General features: G+C 67.9%; 13 protein-coding genes and 1 pseudogene. 8 read left to right on the forward strand and 6 right to left on the reverse strand.

Going from position 1 to position 17,967, the window contains the following annotated elements:
- Positions 1-7: 7 nt before the first annotated feature.
- Complete coding sequence (locus tag F620_RS0108120) at positions 8-766, reverse strand: arginyltransferase (protein ID WP_018869114.1); 759 nt, start codon at positions 764-766, stop codon at positions 8-10.
- A 134-nt stretch (positions 767-900) separates the two neighbouring features.
- Here F620_RS0108120 and metH point away from each other — a divergent pair, with 134 nt between their 5' ends.
- The 3 genes from metH to F620_RS0108135 all read left to right on the forward strand — a co-directional run bounded on the left by metH (position 901) and on the right by F620_RS0108135 (position 7,861).
- Complete coding sequence (metH, locus tag F620_RS0108125) at positions 901-4,692, forward strand: methionine synthase (RefSeq protein WP_019570161.1); 3,792 nt, start codon at positions 901-903, stop codon at positions 4,690-4,692.
- 173 nt (positions 4,693-4,865) lie between these two features.
- Positions 4,866-6,416 carry a bifunctional GNAT family N-acetyltransferase/carbon-nitrogen hydrolase family protein gene (locus F620_RS0108130; protein WP_019570162.1) on the forward strand — a complete coding sequence of 517 codons (1,551 nt, stop codon included), beginning with the start codon at positions 4,866-4,868 and terminating at the stop codon, positions 6,414-6,416.
- Between the two features lie 158 nt (positions 6,417-6,574).
- Complete coding sequence (locus F620_RS0108135; protein ID WP_019570163.1) at positions 6,575-7,861, forward strand: response regulator; 1,287 nt, start codon at positions 6,575-6,577, stop codon at positions 7,859-7,861.
- Positions 7,862-7,895: 34 nt separating this feature from the next.
- Here the strand turns inward: F620_RS0108135 and F620_RS0108140 are convergent, their stop codons facing one another.
- On the reverse strand, positions 7,896-8,693 hold the full coding sequence (locus F620_RS0108140) for a dienelactone hydrolase family protein (RefSeq protein WP_019570164.1): 798 nt from the start codon (positions 8,691-8,693) through the stop codon (positions 7,896-7,898).
- A gap of 155 nt (positions 8,694-8,848) precedes the next feature.
- Here F620_RS0108140 and F620_RS0108145 point away from each other — a divergent pair, with 155 nt between their 5' ends.
- The 5 genes from F620_RS0108145 to F620_RS0108165 all read left to right on the forward strand — a co-directional run bounded on the left by F620_RS0108145 (position 8,849) and on the right by F620_RS0108165 (position 13,426).
- Positions 8,849-9,742, forward strand: a complete 894-nt coding sequence (locus tag F620_RS0108145) for an HDOD domain-containing protein (protein WP_018869119.1) — start codon at positions 8,849-8,851, stop codon at positions 9,740-9,742.
- A 160-nt stretch (positions 9,743-9,902) separates the two neighbouring features.
- Complete coding sequence (locus F620_RS0108150; protein WP_081621753.1) at positions 9,903-11,114, forward strand: RNA-guided endonuclease TnpB family protein; 1,212 nt, start codon at positions 9,903-9,905, stop codon at positions 11,112-11,114.
- Positions 11,115-11,225: 111 nt separating this feature from the next.
- Complete coding sequence (locus F620_RS0108155; RefSeq protein WP_304412446.1) at positions 11,226-11,864, forward strand: Slp family lipoprotein; 639 nt, start codon at positions 11,226-11,228, stop codon at positions 11,862-11,864.
- 47 nt (positions 11,865-11,911) lie between these two features.
- Positions 11,912-12,397 (forward strand): Slp family lipoprotein, encoded by a 486-nt coding sequence (locus F620_RS0108160; RefSeq protein ID WP_019570167.1) that lies wholly within the window; start codon positions 11,912-11,914, stop codon positions 12,395-12,397.
- A gap of 30 nt (positions 12,398-12,427) precedes the next feature.
- The gene (locus F620_RS0108165; RefSeq protein WP_019570168.1) at positions 12,428-13,426 is read left to right on the forward strand and encodes a zinc-binding dehydrogenase; all 999 of its coding nucleotides are present in this window, start codon (positions 12,428-12,430) and stop codon (positions 13,424-13,426) included.
- A 27-nt stretch (positions 13,427-13,453) separates the two neighbouring features.
- Here the strand turns inward: F620_RS0108165 and F620_RS0108170 are convergent, their stop codons facing one another.
- The 4 genes and pseudogenes from F620_RS0108170 to F620_RS0108185 form a co-directional block, all read right to left on the reverse strand.
- Positions 13,454-14,668 (reverse strand): TraB/GumN family protein, encoded by a 1,215-nt coding sequence (locus F620_RS0108170; protein WP_019570169.1) that lies wholly within the window; start codon positions 14,666-14,668, stop codon positions 13,454-13,456.
- A gap of 64 nt (positions 14,669-14,732) precedes the next feature.
- Positions 14,733-15,705, reverse strand: a pseudogene (locus tag F620_RS14300) (hypothetical protein).
- Positions 15,702-17,114, reverse strand: a complete 1,413-nt coding sequence (locus F620_RS0108180) for an adenylate/guanylate cyclase domain-containing protein (protein WP_019570171.1) — start codon at positions 17,112-17,114, stop codon at positions 15,702-15,704. The pseudogene F620_RS14300 and the gene F620_RS0108180 overlap by 4 nt, the downstream one beginning before the upstream one ends.
- Positions 17,111-17,944: an inositol monophosphatase family protein gene (locus tag F620_RS0108185; protein ID WP_019570172.1), complete on the reverse strand. Its 834-nt coding sequence runs from the start codon at positions 17,942-17,944 to the stop codon at positions 17,111-17,113. Before F620_RS0108185 ends, F620_RS0108180 begins: the two co-directional genes overlap by 4 nt.
- Positions 17,945-17,967 lie beyond the last annotated feature (23 nt).

Here is a 17,967-nt window from a genome sequence, read left to right on the forward strand (position 1 = left end):
AGGCCCGTTATCGCGGGTCCTGCGGGCGTGCGTCGTCCGGGGCCCGCCAGGCTCCGCCCCGTCGACCCTCGGCGGGGCGGAATCGTATCTTGTAGTCCATGCGGGGTGCGTTCGGGATCCAGTACCCGAGATAGACATGCGGCAACCCCAGGTTCCGCGCATGCTCGATCTGGCACAGGATGCCGAACGTGCCCAGCGCACGGGCCGGAAGGTCCGGCTCGTAGAAGGTATACATGGCCGACAGCCCCTGCGGCGTACGATCGGTGATGGCGACGCCGAGCAGTTGTCCGGCGCGGCGGAACTCCAGCAGCTCCACCGGGGCGCTGCGTTCCGTCAGCATGCCGGCGTATTCCTCGCGATTCATCTGCTCCATGCCGCCACCCGCGTGGCGGTTGCGCAGATAGCGCAGGAACAGCGGCATGTGTTCGTCCAGGTCGGCCTCGGTGCGACCGTCGCCCGCCCCCGGCGGGGCGCGATATTCGATATCGAGGTCGGCGTTGGCGCGCAGGCAGCGGCGCTGGCTGCGGTTCGGGCGGAAGGCGGCCACCGGTATGCGCACCGGCACGCAGGCATCGCAGGCGGGGCAGTGGTGGCGATAGACAAAACGGCCGCTGCGGCGAAAGCCCTCGGCCAGCAGGGCCCCGAAGCCGGCGGCATCCAGCCGGGCCTCGGGGTCGACCAGCAGGGACTGCATCTCGCGCCCGTCCGTGATGTACGGACAGGGCTGCGGGGCAGTCAGATACCAGCGGATCGGGGATTCCTGCATTCCGCTATCCTGACAGCTCCGGCCCGGGGCGCCAACGCATACCGGGCCGTGCCCCCGCCACCGGCGGGACATGACCGGGGTTCGATGCCCGGCATGCTAAAGTAATGACATTTGAAACCAATGGTGTACGGCACATGACGGCAACGCGACAAGATCTCGAGAACGCCCTGAAGGAACGCATCCTGATTCTGGATGGCGGCATGGGCACGACCATCCAGCTGTACGATCTGCAGGAGGCGGACTATCGCGGCGAGCGCTTCAAGGACTGGGAAGGCGACCTCAAGGGCAACAACGACCTGCTCTCCCTGACCCGCCCGGACATCATCGAGCAGATCCACAACGATTACCTCGAGGCCGGCGCCGACATCATCGAGGCGAACACCTTCAACGGTACCCGCATCGCGATGGCGGACTACCACATGGAGGATCTTGTCCCCGAGCTGAACCGCGAATCCGCGAAGCTCGCGCGCAAGGCCGCCGATGCCTGGACCGAGAAGACCCCGGATCGTCCGCGCTACGTGGCCGGCATCCTCGGCCCGACCAACCGCACCGCTTCCATCTCGCCGGACGTGAACGATCCGGGCGCGCGTAACGTCGATTTCGACACCCTGGTCGAGGCCTACAAGGAGGCCGCCGAGGCGCTGGTCGAGGGCGGGGTGGACCTGCTGCTGATCGAGACGGTGTTCGACACCCTGAACGCCAAGGCCGCGATCTTCGCGGTCAAGACCCTGGAAGACGAGCTCGGGAAGGACCTCCCGGTGATGATCTCCGGCACCATCACCGACGCCTCCGGTCGTACCCTTTCGGGCCAGACCACCGAGGCCTTCTGGAATTCCGTGCGCCATGCGAACCCGATCTCCATCGGTCTGAACTGCGCGCTGGGGGCCAAGGAGATGCGCCAGTACGTGGCCGAGATGTCGCGCATTGCCGACACCCACGTGTCCGCGCACCCCAACGCCGGTCTGCCCAACGAGTTCGGTGACTACGACGAGACCCCGGAGCAGATGGCCGCGGACGTCGGCCCGTGGGCCGAAGAAGGCCTGCTGAATATCATCGGCGGCTGCTGCGGCACCCTGCCGGAGCATATCCGCGCGATCCGCGAGGCGGTCGAGAAGTTCCCGCCGCGCAAGGTGCCGGAGGTCTCTCCGGCCTGCCGCCTGTCCGGTCTGGAGCCGTGCAACATCGACGATAACTCGCTGTTCGTGAACGTCGGCGAGCGCACCAACGTGACCGGCTCGCGCAAGTTCCTGCGCCTGATCCAGAACGAGGAATACGACGTCGCGCTGGAAGTCGCGCTGAACCAGGTCGAGGGCGGCGCCCAGATCATCGACATCAACATGGACGAGGGCATGCTGGAGTCGCAGGATGCGATGGTCCGCTTCCTCAATCTGCTGGCCGGCGAGCCGGACATCGCCCGCGTGCCGGTGATGATCGACTCCTCCAAGTTCGAGATCGTCGAGGCCGGCCTGAAATGCGTGCAGGGCAAGCCGGTGGTCAACTCGATCTCCATGAAGGAGGGCGAGGAGAACTTCATCCGGCAGGCCGAACTGTGCCGCCGCTACGGCGCCGCGATCGTGGTCATGGCCTTCGACGAGGATGGCCAGGCCGACAACGAGGACCGCCGCGTCGAGATCTGTACCCGCGCCTACAAGCTGCTGACCGAGAAGGTCGGCTTCCCGGCCGAGGACATCATCTTCGACCCGAACATCTTCGCGATCGCGACCGGCATCGAAGAGCACAACAACTACGGCGTCGACTTCATCGAAGCGGTGCGCCGCATCAAGAAGGACCTGCCGCACGCCCTGGTCTCCGGCGGCGTGTCCAACGTGTCGTTCTCGTTCCGCGGCAACGAGCCGGTGCGCGAGGCGATCCACGCGGTGTTCCTGTACCACGCCATCAAGGCGGGCATGGACATGGGCATCGTCAACGCCGGCCAGCTGGCGGTGTACGACGATATCGACGCGAAGCTTAAGGAAGCGGTCGAGGACGTGGTCCTGAACCGCCGCGATGACGCGACCGATCGCCTGCTCGAGCTGGCCGAGGAGTACAAGGGCCAGGGCGGTGGCAAGAAGGAAGAGAACCTCGAGTGGCGCGAGTGGGAAGTCAGCAAGCGCCTCGAGCACTCCCTGGTCAAGGGTATCGACACCTACGTGGTGGACGACACCGAAGAGGCCCGTCAGGCCTACGACCGCCCGATCCAGGTGATCGAAGGCCCGCTGATGGACGGCATGAACGTGGTCGGCGACCTGTTCGGCGAGGGCAAGATGTTCCTGCCGCAGGTGGTCAAGTCCGCGCGCGTTATGAAGAAGGCCGTGGCGCACCTGATCCCGTACATCGAGGCCGAGAAGACCGGCACCGAGAACAACGGCAAGATCCTGATGGCCACCGTGAAGGGCGACGTGCACGACATCGGCAAGAACATCGTCGGCGTGGTCCTGCAGTGCAACAACTTCGAGGTCATCGACATCGGCGTGATGCAGCCGGGTGCCGAGATCCTGAAGGCCGCCAAGGAGCATGACGTCGACGTCATCGGTCTGTCCGGCCTGATCACGCCCTCGCTGGAAGAGATGGCCAACTTCGCCGCCGATCTCGAGCGCGAAGGCATGACCACGCCGCTGATGATCGGTGGCGCGACCACCTCGCGCGCCCACACCGCAGTCAAGATCGAGCCGAACTACTCCGGCCCGGTGGTCTGGGTGAAGGACGCCTCGCGTGCGGTGGGCGTGGCCCAGAGCCTGATCAGCCCCGAACTGCGCGAGAACTACGCCGCCGAGATCCGCGAGGAATACGAGAAGCTGCGCGTGCAGAACGCCGGGCGCAAGAAGAAGGTCCAGTGGCTGTCGCTGGAGAAGGCCCGCTCCAACAAGCCGGAGATCGACTGGTCCGCCTACGCCCCGACCAGGCCGAAGGCGCTGGAGACCGACGACCTGCCGGGCGAGCCGACCGTGCTGCATCCGCACGGCGATGGCTCGGTGCTGCTGCGCTTCGATGACTTCGACCTGAACAAGGTCAAGGAGTACATCGACTGGACGCCGTTCTTCCATTCCTGGCAGCTGCATGCGGCCTACCCGCGCATTCTCGAAGACGAGAAGGTCGGGGAAGAGGCACGCAAGCTGTTCAAGGATGGCCAGGAGATGCTGCAGCGCATGATCGACGAGAAGTGGGTGACCTGCCGCGGCGTGGTCGGCTTCTTCCCGGCGAACAGCGTCGATGACGACGACATCGAGGTCTATGCCGACGAGAACCGCAGCCAGGTGCTGAAGAAGCTGCACCACCTGCGCCAGCAGACCGAGAAGCGTCGCGGTCAGCCCAGCCACTCGCTGGCGGACTTCGTGATGCCGAAGGAGGCCGGTGGCCCGGACTACATCGGTGCGTTCGCCGTCAGTGCCGGCGGTGACGTGGATGCGAAGGCCGAGGAATACGAGAAGGCCAACGACGACTACCACGCCATCCTCGTGAAGAGCCTGGCCGACCGCCTGGCCGAGGCCTTCGCCGAGTGCATGCACGAATACGTGCGCAAGTACTACTGGGGCTACGTCGCAGACGAGCAGCTGGCCAACGAGGACCTGATCGACGAGAAGTATCAGGGCATCCGTCCGGCACCCGGTTACCCGGCCTGCCCCGAGCACACCGAGAAGGCCACGCTGTGGGAGCTGCTGCAGGCGGAGGAAAACGCCGACATGACGCTCACCGAGAGCTACGCCATGCTGCCGGTGTCGGCCGTGTCCGGCTGGTACTTCGCGCATCCCGAGTCGCGCTACTTCGGTCTCGGCAAGGTCAACCGCGACCAGGTCGAGGACTACGCGAAGCGCAAGGGCATGTCGTTCGAGGAAGCCGAGCGCTGGCTCGCGCCGAACATCGGCTATGACGACAGCGACGAGGCCAAGGCGGAAGCCGCGGCCGAGCGCGAAGCGCGCAGCGCGTAACCGCAGGGTCCGCCCTGCGATCCGAATCAGGCCCCGCCCCGTGCGGGGCCTTTTTCGTGGGGGATTCCCGTGGAGGACCTGCCCCGGTTTCCGCGCGTCGCCGGATGTTTGTATCCTGCAGGCATGTCCCGGCAGGTGCCCGCGCCTGTTGCCCCCTACCAACGGAGCCCCGCATGACCTCAGGTCAGGAAAGCGATTCCAGTCAGCATCTTCTTACCCTGCGTCAGACCCGGCTGGAGGACTACGACGACATCCGCGAGATCATGGAGCGGGTGTATCAGGATCTGGACGGGGCCTGGAGCGAGGCGCAGTTCCGCTCCCAGGTGACGCGCTTTCCCGAAGGGCAGATCTGCATCGAGGACAACGGCAAGGTGGTGGCCGCCGCCATCAGCCTGATCGTCGAGTACAAGCGCTTCGGTGATCACCACAACTACTGGCAGATCACCGGCAACGGCTTTCTGACCACCCATGACCCGGACGGGGACACGCTGTACGGCGTGGACATCTTCGTGCACCCGGATTACCGCGGCCTGCGTCTGGGGCGGCGGCTGTACGATGCGCGCAAGGAACTGTGCGAGAAGCTGAACCTGCGCGCGATCGTGGCTGGCGGGCGCATCCCCGGATACGAGGCCCATCGCGACGAGATGACGCCGCAGCAGTACGTGGAAAAGGTCAAGAACCACGAGATCACCGATCCGATCCTGACCTTCCAGCTGGCGAACGACTTTCACGTGCGCAAGATCATCACGGACTACCTCCCGGACGATGAGAAGTCCGGGGCGTATGCCACGCTGATCGAGTGGCTCAACATCTATTACGAGGAAAAGGAAAAGCTGATCGGCGGCAGCCGTTCGGACGTGCGCATCGGCGTGGTCCAGTGGCAGATGCGGCCGACCGCCGATCTCGATGCCCTGTTCCAGCAGGTGGAGTACTTCGTGGACGCGGTGTCGGGTTACCGCGCCGACTGCGTGCTGTTCCCGGAGTTCTTCAACGGTCCGCTGATGGGCGCGTTCAACCAGGACTATCCGGCCGAGGCCGTGCGCCGCCTGGCGGAATACACCGAGGACATCCGCGAGGAGATGGTGCGCCTGGCGCTGTCCTACAACATCAACATCGTCGCCGGTTCGATGCCCGAATACCACGACGACGTGCTGCGCAACGTGTCCTACCTGTGCCGCCGCGACGGGACCTGGGATCGCCAGTACAAGCTGCACGTGACCCCCGACGAGATCGGCTACTGGGGGCTGCAGGGCGGCGACGAGGTGCATGTCTTCGATACCGACTTCGGCAAGATCGGCATCCTGATCTGCTACGACGTCGAGTTCCCCGAGCTGCCGCGGGTGATGGCCGATCACGGTCTGCAGATCCTGTTCGTGCCGTACTGGACGGACACCAAGAACGCCTATCTGCGGGTACGCCGCTGCGCCCAGGCCCGGGCGATCGAGAACGAGTGCTACGTGGTCATGTCCGGTTCGGTGGGCAACCTCCCGCGGGTGGAGAACATGGACATGCAGTACTCGCAGGCCGCGGTGTTCACCCCTTCCGACTTTGCGTTCCCGCACGACGCGGTGGCCGCCGAGGCGACCCCGAACACCGAGATGACCCTGATCGTGGATCTCGACCTCGACAACCTGAAGGAACTGCGCAACCACGGCTCGGTGCGCAACCTGCGGGATCGCCGGCGGGATCTCTACGCAATCGACTGGAAATCCAGCCCCGTATAGAGACGTCCGGAGCCAAAACGTGAAGATCTTCCGCGGATCCCCGCCGGGGCGGGGTGGTATTGTTCGATCATCAGCCGTAATCTGAACTACGGACGTGTCGTCCGCTGCCGTGGGCGCAGGAGGCCACGGAAAGGCATCGAGGTTTTCAGGGGGTAACCATGGCGGAAGCAGTGACGAGCGAAACGCCCGGGGCGTCTGCCGGCGGGCCGCGTACGGCCGTTCTGGTCGTGGACGATTCCAAGGTCATCCGCGTGGCCCTGCAGCGCATCCTCCGGGATACCCATACCGTCTACGAAGCCACGGACGGTGAAGAGGCGTGGGCCCGCCTGCAGGAACAGTCCGACATCGGTCTGGTGCTGACCGATCTCTCCATGCCCAGGCTCGACGGGCAGGACCTCCTGATGCGCATCCGGGACGGCGCCGATGGCGTTCCCGCGGATCTCCCCGTGGGGATCGTTACGGGGCAGGAGAACGACGAACAGTCCGAGGAAGACTGGCGTTCCATGGGCGCGAACGCCGTGCTCAAGAAACCGTTCGTGCCGGGACGGGTCCGCCAGGTGGTGGCCGAGCTCCTGCCAGAGCATCCCGTGGCCGACGAGGAGACCGAGGCCGAGCTGCGCCACCTGCGTGACGAAGTCGAGCGGCTGCGGCGCGAACTGATGCTGCGCCAGAGTTCCTCCGGGGATCGCGAGCTGCACAACGAACTGGACCGGCTGCGCCAGGCCCTCGCCGAGTCCCGCGACGATGCCACCGCTGCCTATCAGCGCGCCGACGAATACGAGGAAAAGAGCCGTTCGCTCGAGCAGGAGCTGGAAGAGGCGCGCCAGCGCCTGAGCGAGGCCAGCGAGACCCTGGAGCAGGCGCAGGAACAATCGGCGGAGGAGGCCGGGGCCGCGTCCGACGACGACCGCCAGCAGCGGGTGACCGAGCTGGAAGGCGAGGTGATCCGGCTGGAGCACGAGCTGGTCGAGCTGGAGCGCGAGCGCGACAAGGCCCGTGAGGAACGCGATGCGGCGAACAAGACCGCCGAGCGCCTGCGCGGGGAACGCAATCAGCAGACCGAACGCGCGTCGGCGGCGGAGGCCGCGCAGCACGAGCTGGAGACGCAGTGCTCCGATCAGGAGCGTACGCTGGCCCAGCTGCGCGACAGCCTTGAACAGCGTGAACGCGAGCTGTCGGAGGCGATGCACAAGAACAAGTCCCTGCGCGCGCGCATCCGTGATCTGGAGCTGGAGCTCAACGGGGGGCCGAAGGCCGCGCCGGAGGCCGAGGGGCCTGCCTCGGAGCAGGGTGGGGAGGCCCCGGCCGCGACCGGCTCCGGGAAAGCCAGCTTTGATCCCCCCAGCGATCGCCTGTGGTCGCGGCCATGGTTCCGCGGGGTGCTGGTGGCCGCGGTGCTGGCCGTGATCTTCCTGGGCGTGCTGATCTACCTCCGGGGGTTCTGAGCCCCCGGAGGTTCGTGCAGCGCCCGCGTCGGGCCTATTTCAGACGACGCTCCAGGGCCCCCAGCAGGTGCTGCCAGGAATCCCGGTCGGCGCGTTCGTCATAGCCCACCGGCATGTCGAAGCGCTCGGCGATGCTGTCGGCGTCGGGGTTGGTGAAGCTGTGCAGCACGCCACCGAAATCCACCAGGGTCCAGTCCGCGTCGGCGTTGTCCATCTCCTCGCGGAAGGCATCCACCTGTTCTTTCGGCACCATCGGGTCGGCCGCACCATTGAAGACCAGGACCTCGGGCTTCAGGGTGTCGGCCGACGCCGGGTGCTCGGTGGCCAGTGCGCCGTGGAAGCTTGCCACCAGGGCCAGATCGGCTCCGGCGCGTGCCGCTTCCAGCGCCACCGTGCCGCCAAAGCAGTAGCCCACGGCCGCCACCGGCTGGTCCGCGGTCTGATCGTGGCCGCGCAGGTAGTCGTGCGCGGCGCCGAAGCGCTCCAGCATCATGTCCCGGTTTTCGCGCACCTGCCCGGCGAATTCGCCGGCCTCGGACGGATGGTCCGCGGTGCGGCCGTCGCCGTACATGTCCAGCGAGAAGGCGGTGTAGCCTTCCGCGGCCAGCTGCTCGGCGCGGCTGCGGGCGTAGTCGTTGTGCCCCCACCATTCGTGGACCACCAGCACGCCCGGACGCGGACCGTCGACCGACGGATCCCAGGCGATGAAGCCCTCGAAGGTCTGCCCGTCGTGCTCGTAGGTCACGGATTCGGTGTGCAGGTCGGCCAGCGCCAGGCCGGGGAACAGTGCGGCCAGCGCCACGGCGGCACTCAGGCTTCGCAGTGGTTGCATGGGTGTCTCCTTGTCGAATCGCCGAATCGGCCATTCGAGTATGGTCCCGCTCCGGAATGCGAACAAGAGCGCCCGTTCCGGGATGCGTCGGGGCCGCGCAGGGGCTAAGCTGGAAATGCGGCGCGGAAGGGTAATGCCGCACGGGAGGAGATCCGATGAGCGACGAGACGGGCTTTGCGAGCCTCGAGGCCCGGGTGGAGGCGGCCGACCGGCTGCTGGCCATGCCGCAGGTGGTGTTCGAGGTCTCGCGGCTGCTGGACGACGACGAAAGTACCCAGCCGCAGATCGCTGCGGCCCTCGGGCGTGATCCCGGTCTGGTGGCTCATGTGCTGCGTCTGGCCAACAGCCCGGCCTACGCGCCGTCGCGCGCGGTGGATTCGATCGAGCGGGCGGTGGCGATGCTGGGGCGCGACGTCCTGCAGCGTCTGGTGGTGGCGAGTGCCGTGACGCGCTCCATGAACACCCTCCCCGAGCAGGAGCGTCTGCCGCTGGAGACCTTCTGGCGTCATTCGGCCTACTGCGCCGTCATCGCCCGGCAGCTGGCGCAGGCGGTGGCCCCGCGTGCGGCCGGCGTGGTCTTTCTGGCGGGCTTGCTGCACGACCTGGGCAAGCTGCTGCTGTTCTCGCAGTCGCCCGAAGCGGCGCACCGCGCCTTCCTGGCGAGCCTGGATACCGCGCAGGGCCCGTCGCCGCAGGCCGCCGAGCGCGAACAGATGGGCTTCGACCACGCCCGTCTGGGCGGGGCACTGGCCGAGCGCTGGGGGCTGCCCGAGGCCCTGGTGGAGGGCATTGCCTGGCACCACGATCCGCTTTCCGCCAGCGATCGCCATCGACCCTCGGTGGCCCTGGTGCATCTGGCCAACACCGGCGCCCATCTCGCCGAGATCGATTCGCGCGACTGGGCCGACGCGCCGCCGCTGGAGGAGCAGGCCTGGTCGATCGCCGGGGTCTCGCCGGAAATGCTGCTGCAGGCGGTGGAAGACGCCCAGCACGAGGTCCTGGCGGTGCAGGCCCTGTCCGATCCGGAGGTGGGTACGCCGGCCGGCTGATGGCCATGCGAGAACCCGGGCGGGGCGGCGGCGGTCTACCAATCCGCGCCGCAGTGCTCCGCCTATAGCCGCTCAGCGGCTTAGGGGGTGGTGAAGCGGCGCATGGCGGTCCCGCCAGAAAAATTGCATCAATGGATGCTCGGCGTATATTGGAGCCACGATGGTCCAGCGCAAAGTCACCTATCGGCTTTACCCCACGCCAGATCAGCGTAGAGCACTGGAGCACCAGCGTTGGGTCCATTGCCTGTTGTGGAACGAGGCGCTGGCCGAACGGCGGTGGGCCTGGGGCGAGCGTCGGGAATCACTGAAGTTCTCGGATCAGTGCAAGATTCTGACGAAGTGGCGCCATCAGTCGAAATTGCTTCGCGGTCTCAATGCCCAGTCCGAACAGGTCACGCTCAAACGCCTGGACCTGGCGTTCAAGCATTTCTTTCGCCGGGTGCAAAACGGCGAGACGCCCGGGTTTCCCCGCTTCAAGCCGCTGCATCGCTTCAAGGGCTGGGGGTACAAAAACCACGGTGACGGCTGGAGCCTGATCACCAACGAGCGGATGAAGCACGGCACCCTGCGCCTGTCCGGCATCGGCAAGGTGGCCATCCGGGGTAAACCCCGCACACCGGGCACCCCGAAGACCTGCGAGATCATCCGGCTCGGCGGGCGTTGGTACGCGTCGGTGACGCTGGACTGCCAGCCGGAGCGGGAGCGTGGCGAGCAACTCGGCGGACTGGACTGGGGCGTTGAGACCTTTGCCACCATGGCAACCCCCGAGGGGACCGAAACCATCGACAACCCGCGCCATCTGGTTCTCACCCTGGACGAAATCCGCCGCGTCCAGCGGGACATCTCCCGCAAGGAGGAGGCGGCGAAGAAGGCGTCCGGCAGGACGCGCCGCTTCCCGGTCTCCAACCGGCTCCAGCGGCAATATGAGCGCCTGCGCCGCCTTCACCGCAAGGTGGCGAATCAGAGAAACGATTTTCTGCACCAGACGACGGCGCGGCTTGTTGGACAATTCGCCGTCCTGGGGCTGGAGGCGCTGAACATCCGCAACATGACCGCCTCGGGCGGTCCGTACAAAAAGGGCCTGAACCGCAGCATCCTCGATGCCGCCGGCGCGGCCTTCCATCAACGGCTCGGGTACAAAGCGGAGGAGGCTGGTGCCTGGGCGATGGAGGCCCCGACGCGGCAGCTCAAGCCCTCGCAGACCTGTCACGCCTGCGGGCGTCAGGAGAAGAAGCCGCTCGGCCAGCGGCACCATGCGTGTGCCTGTGGCGCGTCCTGTTCACGGGACGAAAACGCCGCCCGGGTCCTGATTGCCTGGGCCGAGCAGCAAGTGATTCGGTCGGGAACCGGGCCGACGCGTGGAGGGCGGTAAGACCGGATCATCCCCGGATGATCCGGCACGCCCCGTGAAGCGCGAAACTCACGCCATAGCCTGAATGGCTTGGCGGGAGTAGTTCATCGGAATGACTGTGAGGAACTTGCCATGACCCGTTGCTCCCGCGCTCGCTCTGTTCCCGGAATACCGTGTTCCGGCCGTGTGCTCCGGTTGGCACTGCTGCTGATCGTCGGCCTCGGCGTGGTCGGTTGCGCCTCGGTGCCCGAGCGGCTGGGGCCGCTTCCCGACCAGCGCCTGGATCTGGCTACGGTGCGTGCCGATGTGGCTGCCGCCGAAGGTGCGCTCGTGGTCTGGGGCGGGGTGGTCGCGGGGGTCGATAATACCGACGACGGGACCCGTCTGGAGATCGTCGCGCGCCCTCTCGGACGCGATGCGCGGCCGCGGGAAACCGATGTCTCTCCCGGGCGGTTTCGCGTGTGGGTGGATGACTTCCTCGAACCGCGGGACCATGCCCCGGGGCGCGAGGTGACCGTGCGCGGACGGATTGCGGGCAGCGAAGAAGGCCGTATTGGCGAGCATGTCTACGAGTTCGTGCAGGTGGAGGCCGAGGCCGTGCATCTCTGGGAACGACGCCCGCCGCCGCAGGATCGACGGTACGATCCCTGGTACGACCCGTGGTATGACCCGTGGTACCACTCGGGCATGCCCCGCGGTTACTACGGGCCCGGCTGGCGTCACCCCCGTCCGCTGCATCACGATCCGTATCACGACGGGCACTTCCGGTGAATCCGATGCACGAACACAGATCCGGTAACCGTTGTTTGTCCCGTCGCGTGTCGGGCGTTGCGCGGGCTCTGCTGGCGGCCCTGCTGGCGCTGGTCCTCGCGGGTTGCGCGGCCACGCCGCTGGAGGCGCCGCGTCCCGCCGAACCGGTGGAGCCGCGCGCGGTTACCGCCGAGCGGCTGCCGCAGACCGACCAGATGTGGGGCGGCGTCATCGCCGAGGTCGACCACGGCCCCGAAACCACCGTGCTCGAGGTTCTGGCCTATCCATTACGGGGGCAGGAGCCACGCACCGGGGCGGCCAGTCAGGGGCGTTTCCGGGTCGTGGTGGACGGCTTCCTCGATCCGGTGGATTATCGCCCCGGGCGCCGCGTGACGGCCACCGGGCCGGTCACCGCGGTGGAGACTGGCCGGATCGGCGAGGCGGAATACCGCTTCCCGGTACTGGAAGCCCGGCAGCTGCATCTGTGGCCGTCGGGCACTCCCGCCGCGCCCGGACGGGTGAACTTCGGCATCGGTATCGGGATCGGACTGTGACCCGTTCAACCGTTTCAATCAGGGAGTGACATGCAAGCCATCCAGTTCAACGAGCCCGGCTCTGCCGACGTTTTATACCTGGGCGAATGCCCCGACCCGGTGATCCGCGAGCCCGACGAGGTGCGCGTGCGCCTGCTGGCGGCCGGCGTGAACCCGGTCGACACCAAGGTCCGTGCGGGCGGCATGCTGGTCGAGGGCGCGCCGCACAACACCCCCGGCTGTGACGGCGTAGGGGTCGTCGAGGCCTGCGGCGACGCGGTGCAGCACGTTCGCCCGGGGCAGCGCGTGGCGTTCTGTTTCGGTGGCACCGGCGCCGACCCGGGGACCTGTGCCGAACAGGCGGTGGTGCCCGAGGCCGCCCTGGTGCCGGTGCCCGATGCGGTCTCTGACGCCGAGGCGGCGGCGCTGCCGCTGGCGTGGATCACGGCCTGGGAGGCGCTGGTCGACCGCGGCGGCCTGCAGAAGGGCGACTATGTCCTGGTGCATGCGGCCAGCGGAGGAGTCGGGCAGATGGCGGTTCAGCTGGCGCGGGCGGCCAATGCCCGGGTGCTCGGGCTGGTGCGCAGCGATGCCGGTGTGGAGGTGATGCGTGCCCTGGGGGCGGATCACGTCGACATCCGCAGTGACCGTGCCGCGACGGATATCGCCGCCTTCACCGACGGACGGTATTTCGACCTGGTGCTGGATACCGTCGGTGGCGACACCTTCGTCGAGGGACTGGGGCAAATCCGCTTTGCCGGGCGCCTGGTGACCCTGCTGGCACCGCCCGACGGCATGGACTGGAACCCGGCGCGGCTGCAGAACGCGGCCATCCATCTGGAACTGATGCTGACCCCGATGCTGCAGCGCAGCCGGACGGGGCTGGCGCGGCAGGCGAAGATTGTGGCCGACGGGCTGGCACGCCTGGAGGCCGGCAGCCTGGAGGTCAACGTCGAGGACGTGCTGCCGCTGGCACAGACCGCGGAGGCGCACCGGCGGATCGAGGCCGGCGGGCGTCGCGGCAAGCTGGTGCTGCGTATCCCCGATTGAGGCGGGCGCGACTGAGGAACCGGGTATTCAGCCGCCAAACAGGTGGCTGAATACCCGCGCGCCGCCGATGTACGTTCCGGCCGCCGAGCCCAGGGTCGTCAGCAGGAACACCAGCAGCACGCGCGAGACCCGGTTGTGCCACCAGCCCCGGGCGTGGGTGGTGTCCTGGCGCAGGCGGGCGAAATCCGAGACCCGGGGCTTGCGCAGGAAGATCTCCGCGGCGGCAGCCACGAAGCCGACCCCGATGGTGGGGTTCAGGGAGGTCAGCGGCGCGGCCAGCGCCGCGGTCAGCAGGGTCAGCGGATGAGCCAGGGCGATCGCCGCTCCCACCGCGGCCAGTCCGCCATTGATGACCACCCAGTCGATGATCATCTGAATCCCGATGTCGGGGTTGCGCAGGAATCCGATCACGAAGCCGGTCAGGATCACCCCGACCACCACCCACGGGATGATCTTCGGCCAGCGGGCCTTCGGCGGGGCCTGGTCGAGGTCGTCCAGGATCTCGTCCGGCGGCTGTTGCTGCTGGCCGATCTGTTCGGCGATGCCGGCCAGATGCCCGGCGCCGACCACCGCGAGGATGCGCCGGTGTTCGCCGCTGGCCGCCATGCGCCGCAGATGTGCGGCCATGTACAGGTCGCGTTCGTGGATCAGCGTGCCGTACAGGGCCTCGGACTGCTCGGCGAACTCGCTGAAGGTGTTTTCCAGCATGTCGCCTTCCTTCAGACGCTCGATCTCGCTCTCGTCGATCTTTTCGCGGCTGAGCACGCTGCCCAGCAGGCCGCCGACCAGGCCCATGCGCTGCCACCACGGCACGGCCCGGTAGGTGCGCCGCAGGGTCAGGCCCAGATCGCGGTCGATCAGTGCCAGCGGCACGCCCTGGTCGAGGGCGCCGTCCATGGCCGCGCGCATCTCCGCGCCCGGCTCGATCCCGTACTGCTCGGCCAGACGCTGCTGATAGGCCCCGAGGGCGAGGCTGGCGGCGATCATCGGTGCCTGGCCCTGGCGGATCACGCTGAACAGATCCATCCGGCCCAGCGCATCCGGGTCCAGCATGGCCCGTTGGCGGCTTTCGCACAGCTCGATGGCGACCGCGTCGAAACTTTCGGTGTCGATCAGGCTGCGTACCCGGTCCGCGCTGGCCCGCGAGACATGGGCGGTGCCCAGCAGCACGACCTCGGTGTCCCCCAGCTGCAGTACGCGATGGGGTTCGCTGGCGATCAGGTCCTCGACGTTCGGAGTCATGTTCGGGCCGGTGGGCTGTTTTCGGGTGATCGAATCCTATCAGGCTCGTTCGCCGCCTGCCGGTTCACGGGGCGGGCCGCAACGGCTCACCCGGGGTCTCCGGCCCGTCCGCCGGGCCGCGCAGGGAGTCCAGACGCTCCAGCACGCGCCGGCCGCGTTCACGGGCGCTGCGCAGCCCGGCGTGTTCGGGATCGAGTTCCAGGGCGCGTTCCCAGGTGTCCAGGGCGTCGTGAATGCGGCCGGCGGCGTAATGCGCGCTGCCCTGTTCCAGCAGCTCGGCCGCGTGTGCGTCGCGTTGTTCTTCCCAGCGCGCGTTCCAGTGCATCCAGCAGCGCCGTGCTGTCTTCCTGATTCACTGGTTCGGGGTCCGGCCGGAGCTCGGCTTCCAGCTCGGCGATGCGCCGGTCGCGTTCCGGGTCGGGTTCGAGTTCGCGCGCCAGTCGCAGACGCTCCAGTGCGGTCTCGGGGGCGGCGTCGCGGGCATCGCGGTCGAGCTCGGCGGCGAGGCGGGCGCCACGGCGGCGCAGATCGTCGATGTTTTCGGGCAGGGTGTCGTCGTCACGCGCCAGCGGCTGCATGATGTCCAGCAGTCGCAGGCGTTCGGCCAGGGCCTGCGCCTCCATCACTCGGTGGCGGCGCTCCAGGGCGCTGAGACCGGTGCGGCGGTCACGTTCCAGCTCGGCGATGCGGCGCTGGCGTTCCTCGCTGGCCGGCAGTCGGGCATCGGCCTCCTCAAGGATGTCCAGGGCCCGCCCCACGGCACCTTCGGCCGCCTGGTTCCCGGCCTCGCGCAGGGCGTTCTCGGCGGCCTCGGCCGCGCGGGCCTCGATGGTCTCGCGACGGTCTTTGCGCGCTGCCCGCTCCTCGTCGGGCAGCGCGTCGAGGGTTTCCAGTGCCGCGCGATATTCGCCTTCGGCCACCAGCCGATCGACGCGCGTGTCGGGGTCCTGGAGCGGTTCCAGCAGGGCGCAGCCGTGCAGCGTGGCGAGCGCCAGCAGCACCGCGAGCAGGGTGTAACGGATCCGGCGTCGAATCATGCCGTGGTCCGCGAGGGGTGCACCCGCACCACGTCGACCGGCTCGCTCAGGCCGTGGAGGGCATGCTGGCCGAGGTCTTCCTGCACCAGCTTCCCGGTGTTGTGCTGGCTCATGTGAGGATGCTCCATGAAATCGCGAGAGGTGACGAGGCCCCCGGGGGGCGCGATGGTCACCAGGCGGGCGGCCAGATTGACCGTCTCGCCCACCACCGTGAACTGCATGCGTTCCCGGGCCCCCATGTTGCCTGCCAGCATCTCGCCGGCATACAGGCCGATGCGGAATTCCACCCGCCGTTCGCCGCGTGCTTCGCGCTCCGCATTGATGCCGGCGATGGTGTCCAGCAGCGCCAGGCCGGTACGCAGGGCGGTGATGCGGTGGTCGGGGTCGGGCCGGGCCGCGCCGAAGACCGCCATTGTGCAGTCTCCCATGTACTTGTCCACCGTGCCGCCGTGCTCCGCGATGCACTCGGTCATGGGGCCGAAGAACTCGTTGAGCATGCGTCCGAGTGCCTCCGGGGTGCACTGCTGGGACAGCGCGGTGTAGCCGGTGATGTCGGCGAACAGCACCGAGCCCTCGACCGCGCGGCCGCCCAGCTCCACGCGGTCCAGGTTGTCGAGGATGTCCTCGGCCACTCCGGTGGAGACATAGCGTCGCAGCGCGGCCTCGACCTGATCCTTGCGCAGCAGGTCGTGGGCCATGGTGTTGAACGCCTCGGTCAGCTGGGTGATCTCGTCGCGCCGCAGCACCACCCGCGGGTCGTCCTGGTCGTCCGGTCCGGGCTGCATGCGTTCGCGCATGGATTCCGCCAGGCGTTCCAGCGGGCGCACCAGGCGCTTGGAGATGTCGATGGCGAGGATCAGGCTCAGCAGGAACACGATCGCGGCGGTGATGACGCCCGCATTGATGGTGTTGCGCATCAGTTCCTGCATCGGTGCCGAGTCGATCCGGGCCTCGATGTAGCCGACCTGGACGTCCTGGAATCGCACTTCCTGCCGGTAGGGTTCGGCCCCGGCCGTCAGCGGCCAGACCCCGTCGGCGTCGTCGGCCGGCGGAGACCCGGCCTCGGCGACCCGGCCGCGGTCGATGGCGTAGGCGGCGATGTGCTCGACCCGACCGTCCTCGACCAGCGAGTTGAGAAGGGTCTCCAGCGTGAGGTGATCTTCGGCGAGGATCAGTTCACCCGAGGTGCGGGCCACCGGGGCGACGGTCAGTTCGGCCTGGGCCTGGATCTGGTTGTTCAGCACCGTGCTGACCTGGCTGAGGATCACCCACGCCAGCACGCCGATCCCGGTCAGGGTGAGCCCGGCGATCACCGCGACGATCTTCCAGGCGATCGGCAGATAGCGGGGCGTGAAATCCGCGGCGCGCCGCTGTTCCGGTGGCCCCCCGCGACGGAACAGCCGCATCATGCCGACGCTCCGGAGCCGGGCGGGTCCAGTTGTTCGGTGATCCAGGCATGCCAGACGGCCTGCAGCTGCGGGGCGCGGGCCGCGATCGCCGGGCGCCGGGCCAGATCGCGGCGGAATACCGGTGCGCCGGACAGGTCCGCCATCGCGCCGCCCGCCCGTTCCAGCATCAGGGTGCCGGCGGTACTGTCCCACAGCGCCTGGCCGCCGTGCAGGTACAGATCCGCACGCCCGGCCGCCAGCCATGCCCATTCCAGGGCGCAGGCGCCGAGGTTGCGCTGCGAAGCGAACGGGGCCGCGTCCAGCAGCGCCCGTCCCAGGGTGTGGGGAACGCGCTTGTAGTCGACCAGGGCGATGCAGCGCCGGATTTCGGGGGGAGCGGTGGCGGCGGTGTCCGGCTCGCTGCCGTCCAGCAGCAGCGGGCCGTCTTCGGTGACGGAAAACAGTTCGCCGCGCACCGGGTCGAGGGTGGCCCCGTGGGTTACCCGCTGGCCCTCGATGCGTGCCAGGGAGATGGCGAAAAACGGCAGCCCGGTGGCGAAATTGCTGGTGCCGTCCAGGGGGTCCAGCAGCCAGAACGCCGGGGCTTCGTCGAGCACGCGCTGCTGTTCCGGTTCGTCCTGTTCCTCGCTGAGCACCGGTTCGTCGATGTCGCAGTCCCGCAACAGACGGCGCACCGCGGCATCCGCGGCATGGTCGGCCGGGGTGATCACCGATCCGTCCGCCTTGTAGTCCACCCGTGTGCCGCTGGCGAAACGCGGCAGGAGCTCTTCCCGACCGATGGTCCGCAGGCCTTCCAGAAGGGCGGAGAAAGGGATGCTGTTGCCGTTCATGCGGTTTCCTGGACGGGGCCGGG

The sequence above is a fragment of the Thioalkalivibrio sp. ALE11 genome (assembly GCF_000381205.1).
Lineage (GTDB): Bacteria > Pseudomonadota > Gammaproteobacteria > Ectothiorhodospirales > Ectothiorhodospiraceae > Thioalkalivibrio.

Bases quoted from the DNA above. Each gene is read 5' to 3' on its own strand.
- F620_RS0108120 (WP_018869114.1), bottom strand. From the start codon at position 766: ATGCAGGAATCCCCGATCCGCTGGTATCTGACTGCCCCGCAGCCCTGT.
- metH (WP_019570161.1), top strand. From the start codon at position 901: ATGACGGCAACGCGACAAGATCTCGAGAACGCCCTGAAGGAACGCATC.
- F620_RS0108130 (WP_019570162.1), top strand. From the start codon at position 4,866: ATGACCTCAGGTCAGGAAAGCGATTCCAGTCAGCATCTTCTTACCCTG.
- F620_RS0108135 (WP_019570163.1), top strand. From the start codon at position 6,575: ATGGCGGAAGCAGTGACGAGCGAAACGCCCGGGGCGTCTGCCGGCGGG.
- F620_RS0108140 (WP_019570164.1), bottom strand. From the start codon at position 8,693: ATGCAACCACTGCGAAGCCTGAGTGCCGCCGTGGCGCTGGCCGCACTG.
- F620_RS0108145 (WP_018869119.1), top strand. From the start codon at position 8,849: ATGAGCGACGAGACGGGCTTTGCGAGCCTCGAGGCCCGGGTGGAGGCG.
- F620_RS0108150 (WP_081621753.1), top strand. From the start codon at position 9,903: ATGGTCCAGCGCAAAGTCACCTATCGGCTTTACCCCACGCCAGATCAG.
- F620_RS0108155 (WP_304412446.1), top strand. From the start codon at position 11,226: ATGACCCGTTGCTCCCGCGCTCGCTCTGTTCCCGGAATACCGTGTTCC.
- F620_RS0108165 (WP_019570168.1), top strand. From the start codon at position 12,428: ATGCAAGCCATCCAGTTCAACGAGCCCGGCTCTGCCGACGTTTTATAC.
- F620_RS0108170 (WP_019570169.1), bottom strand. From the start codon at position 14,668: ATGACTCCGAACGTCGAGGACCTGATCGCCAGCGAACCCCATCGCGTA.
- F620_RS0108180 (WP_019570171.1), bottom strand. From the start codon at position 17,114: ATGATGCGGCTGTTCCGTCGCGGGGGGCCACCGGAACAGCGGCGCGCC.
- F620_RS0108185 (WP_019570172.1), bottom strand. From the start codon at position 17,944: ATGAACGGCAACAGCATCCCTTTCTCCGCCCTTCTGGAAGGCCTGCGG.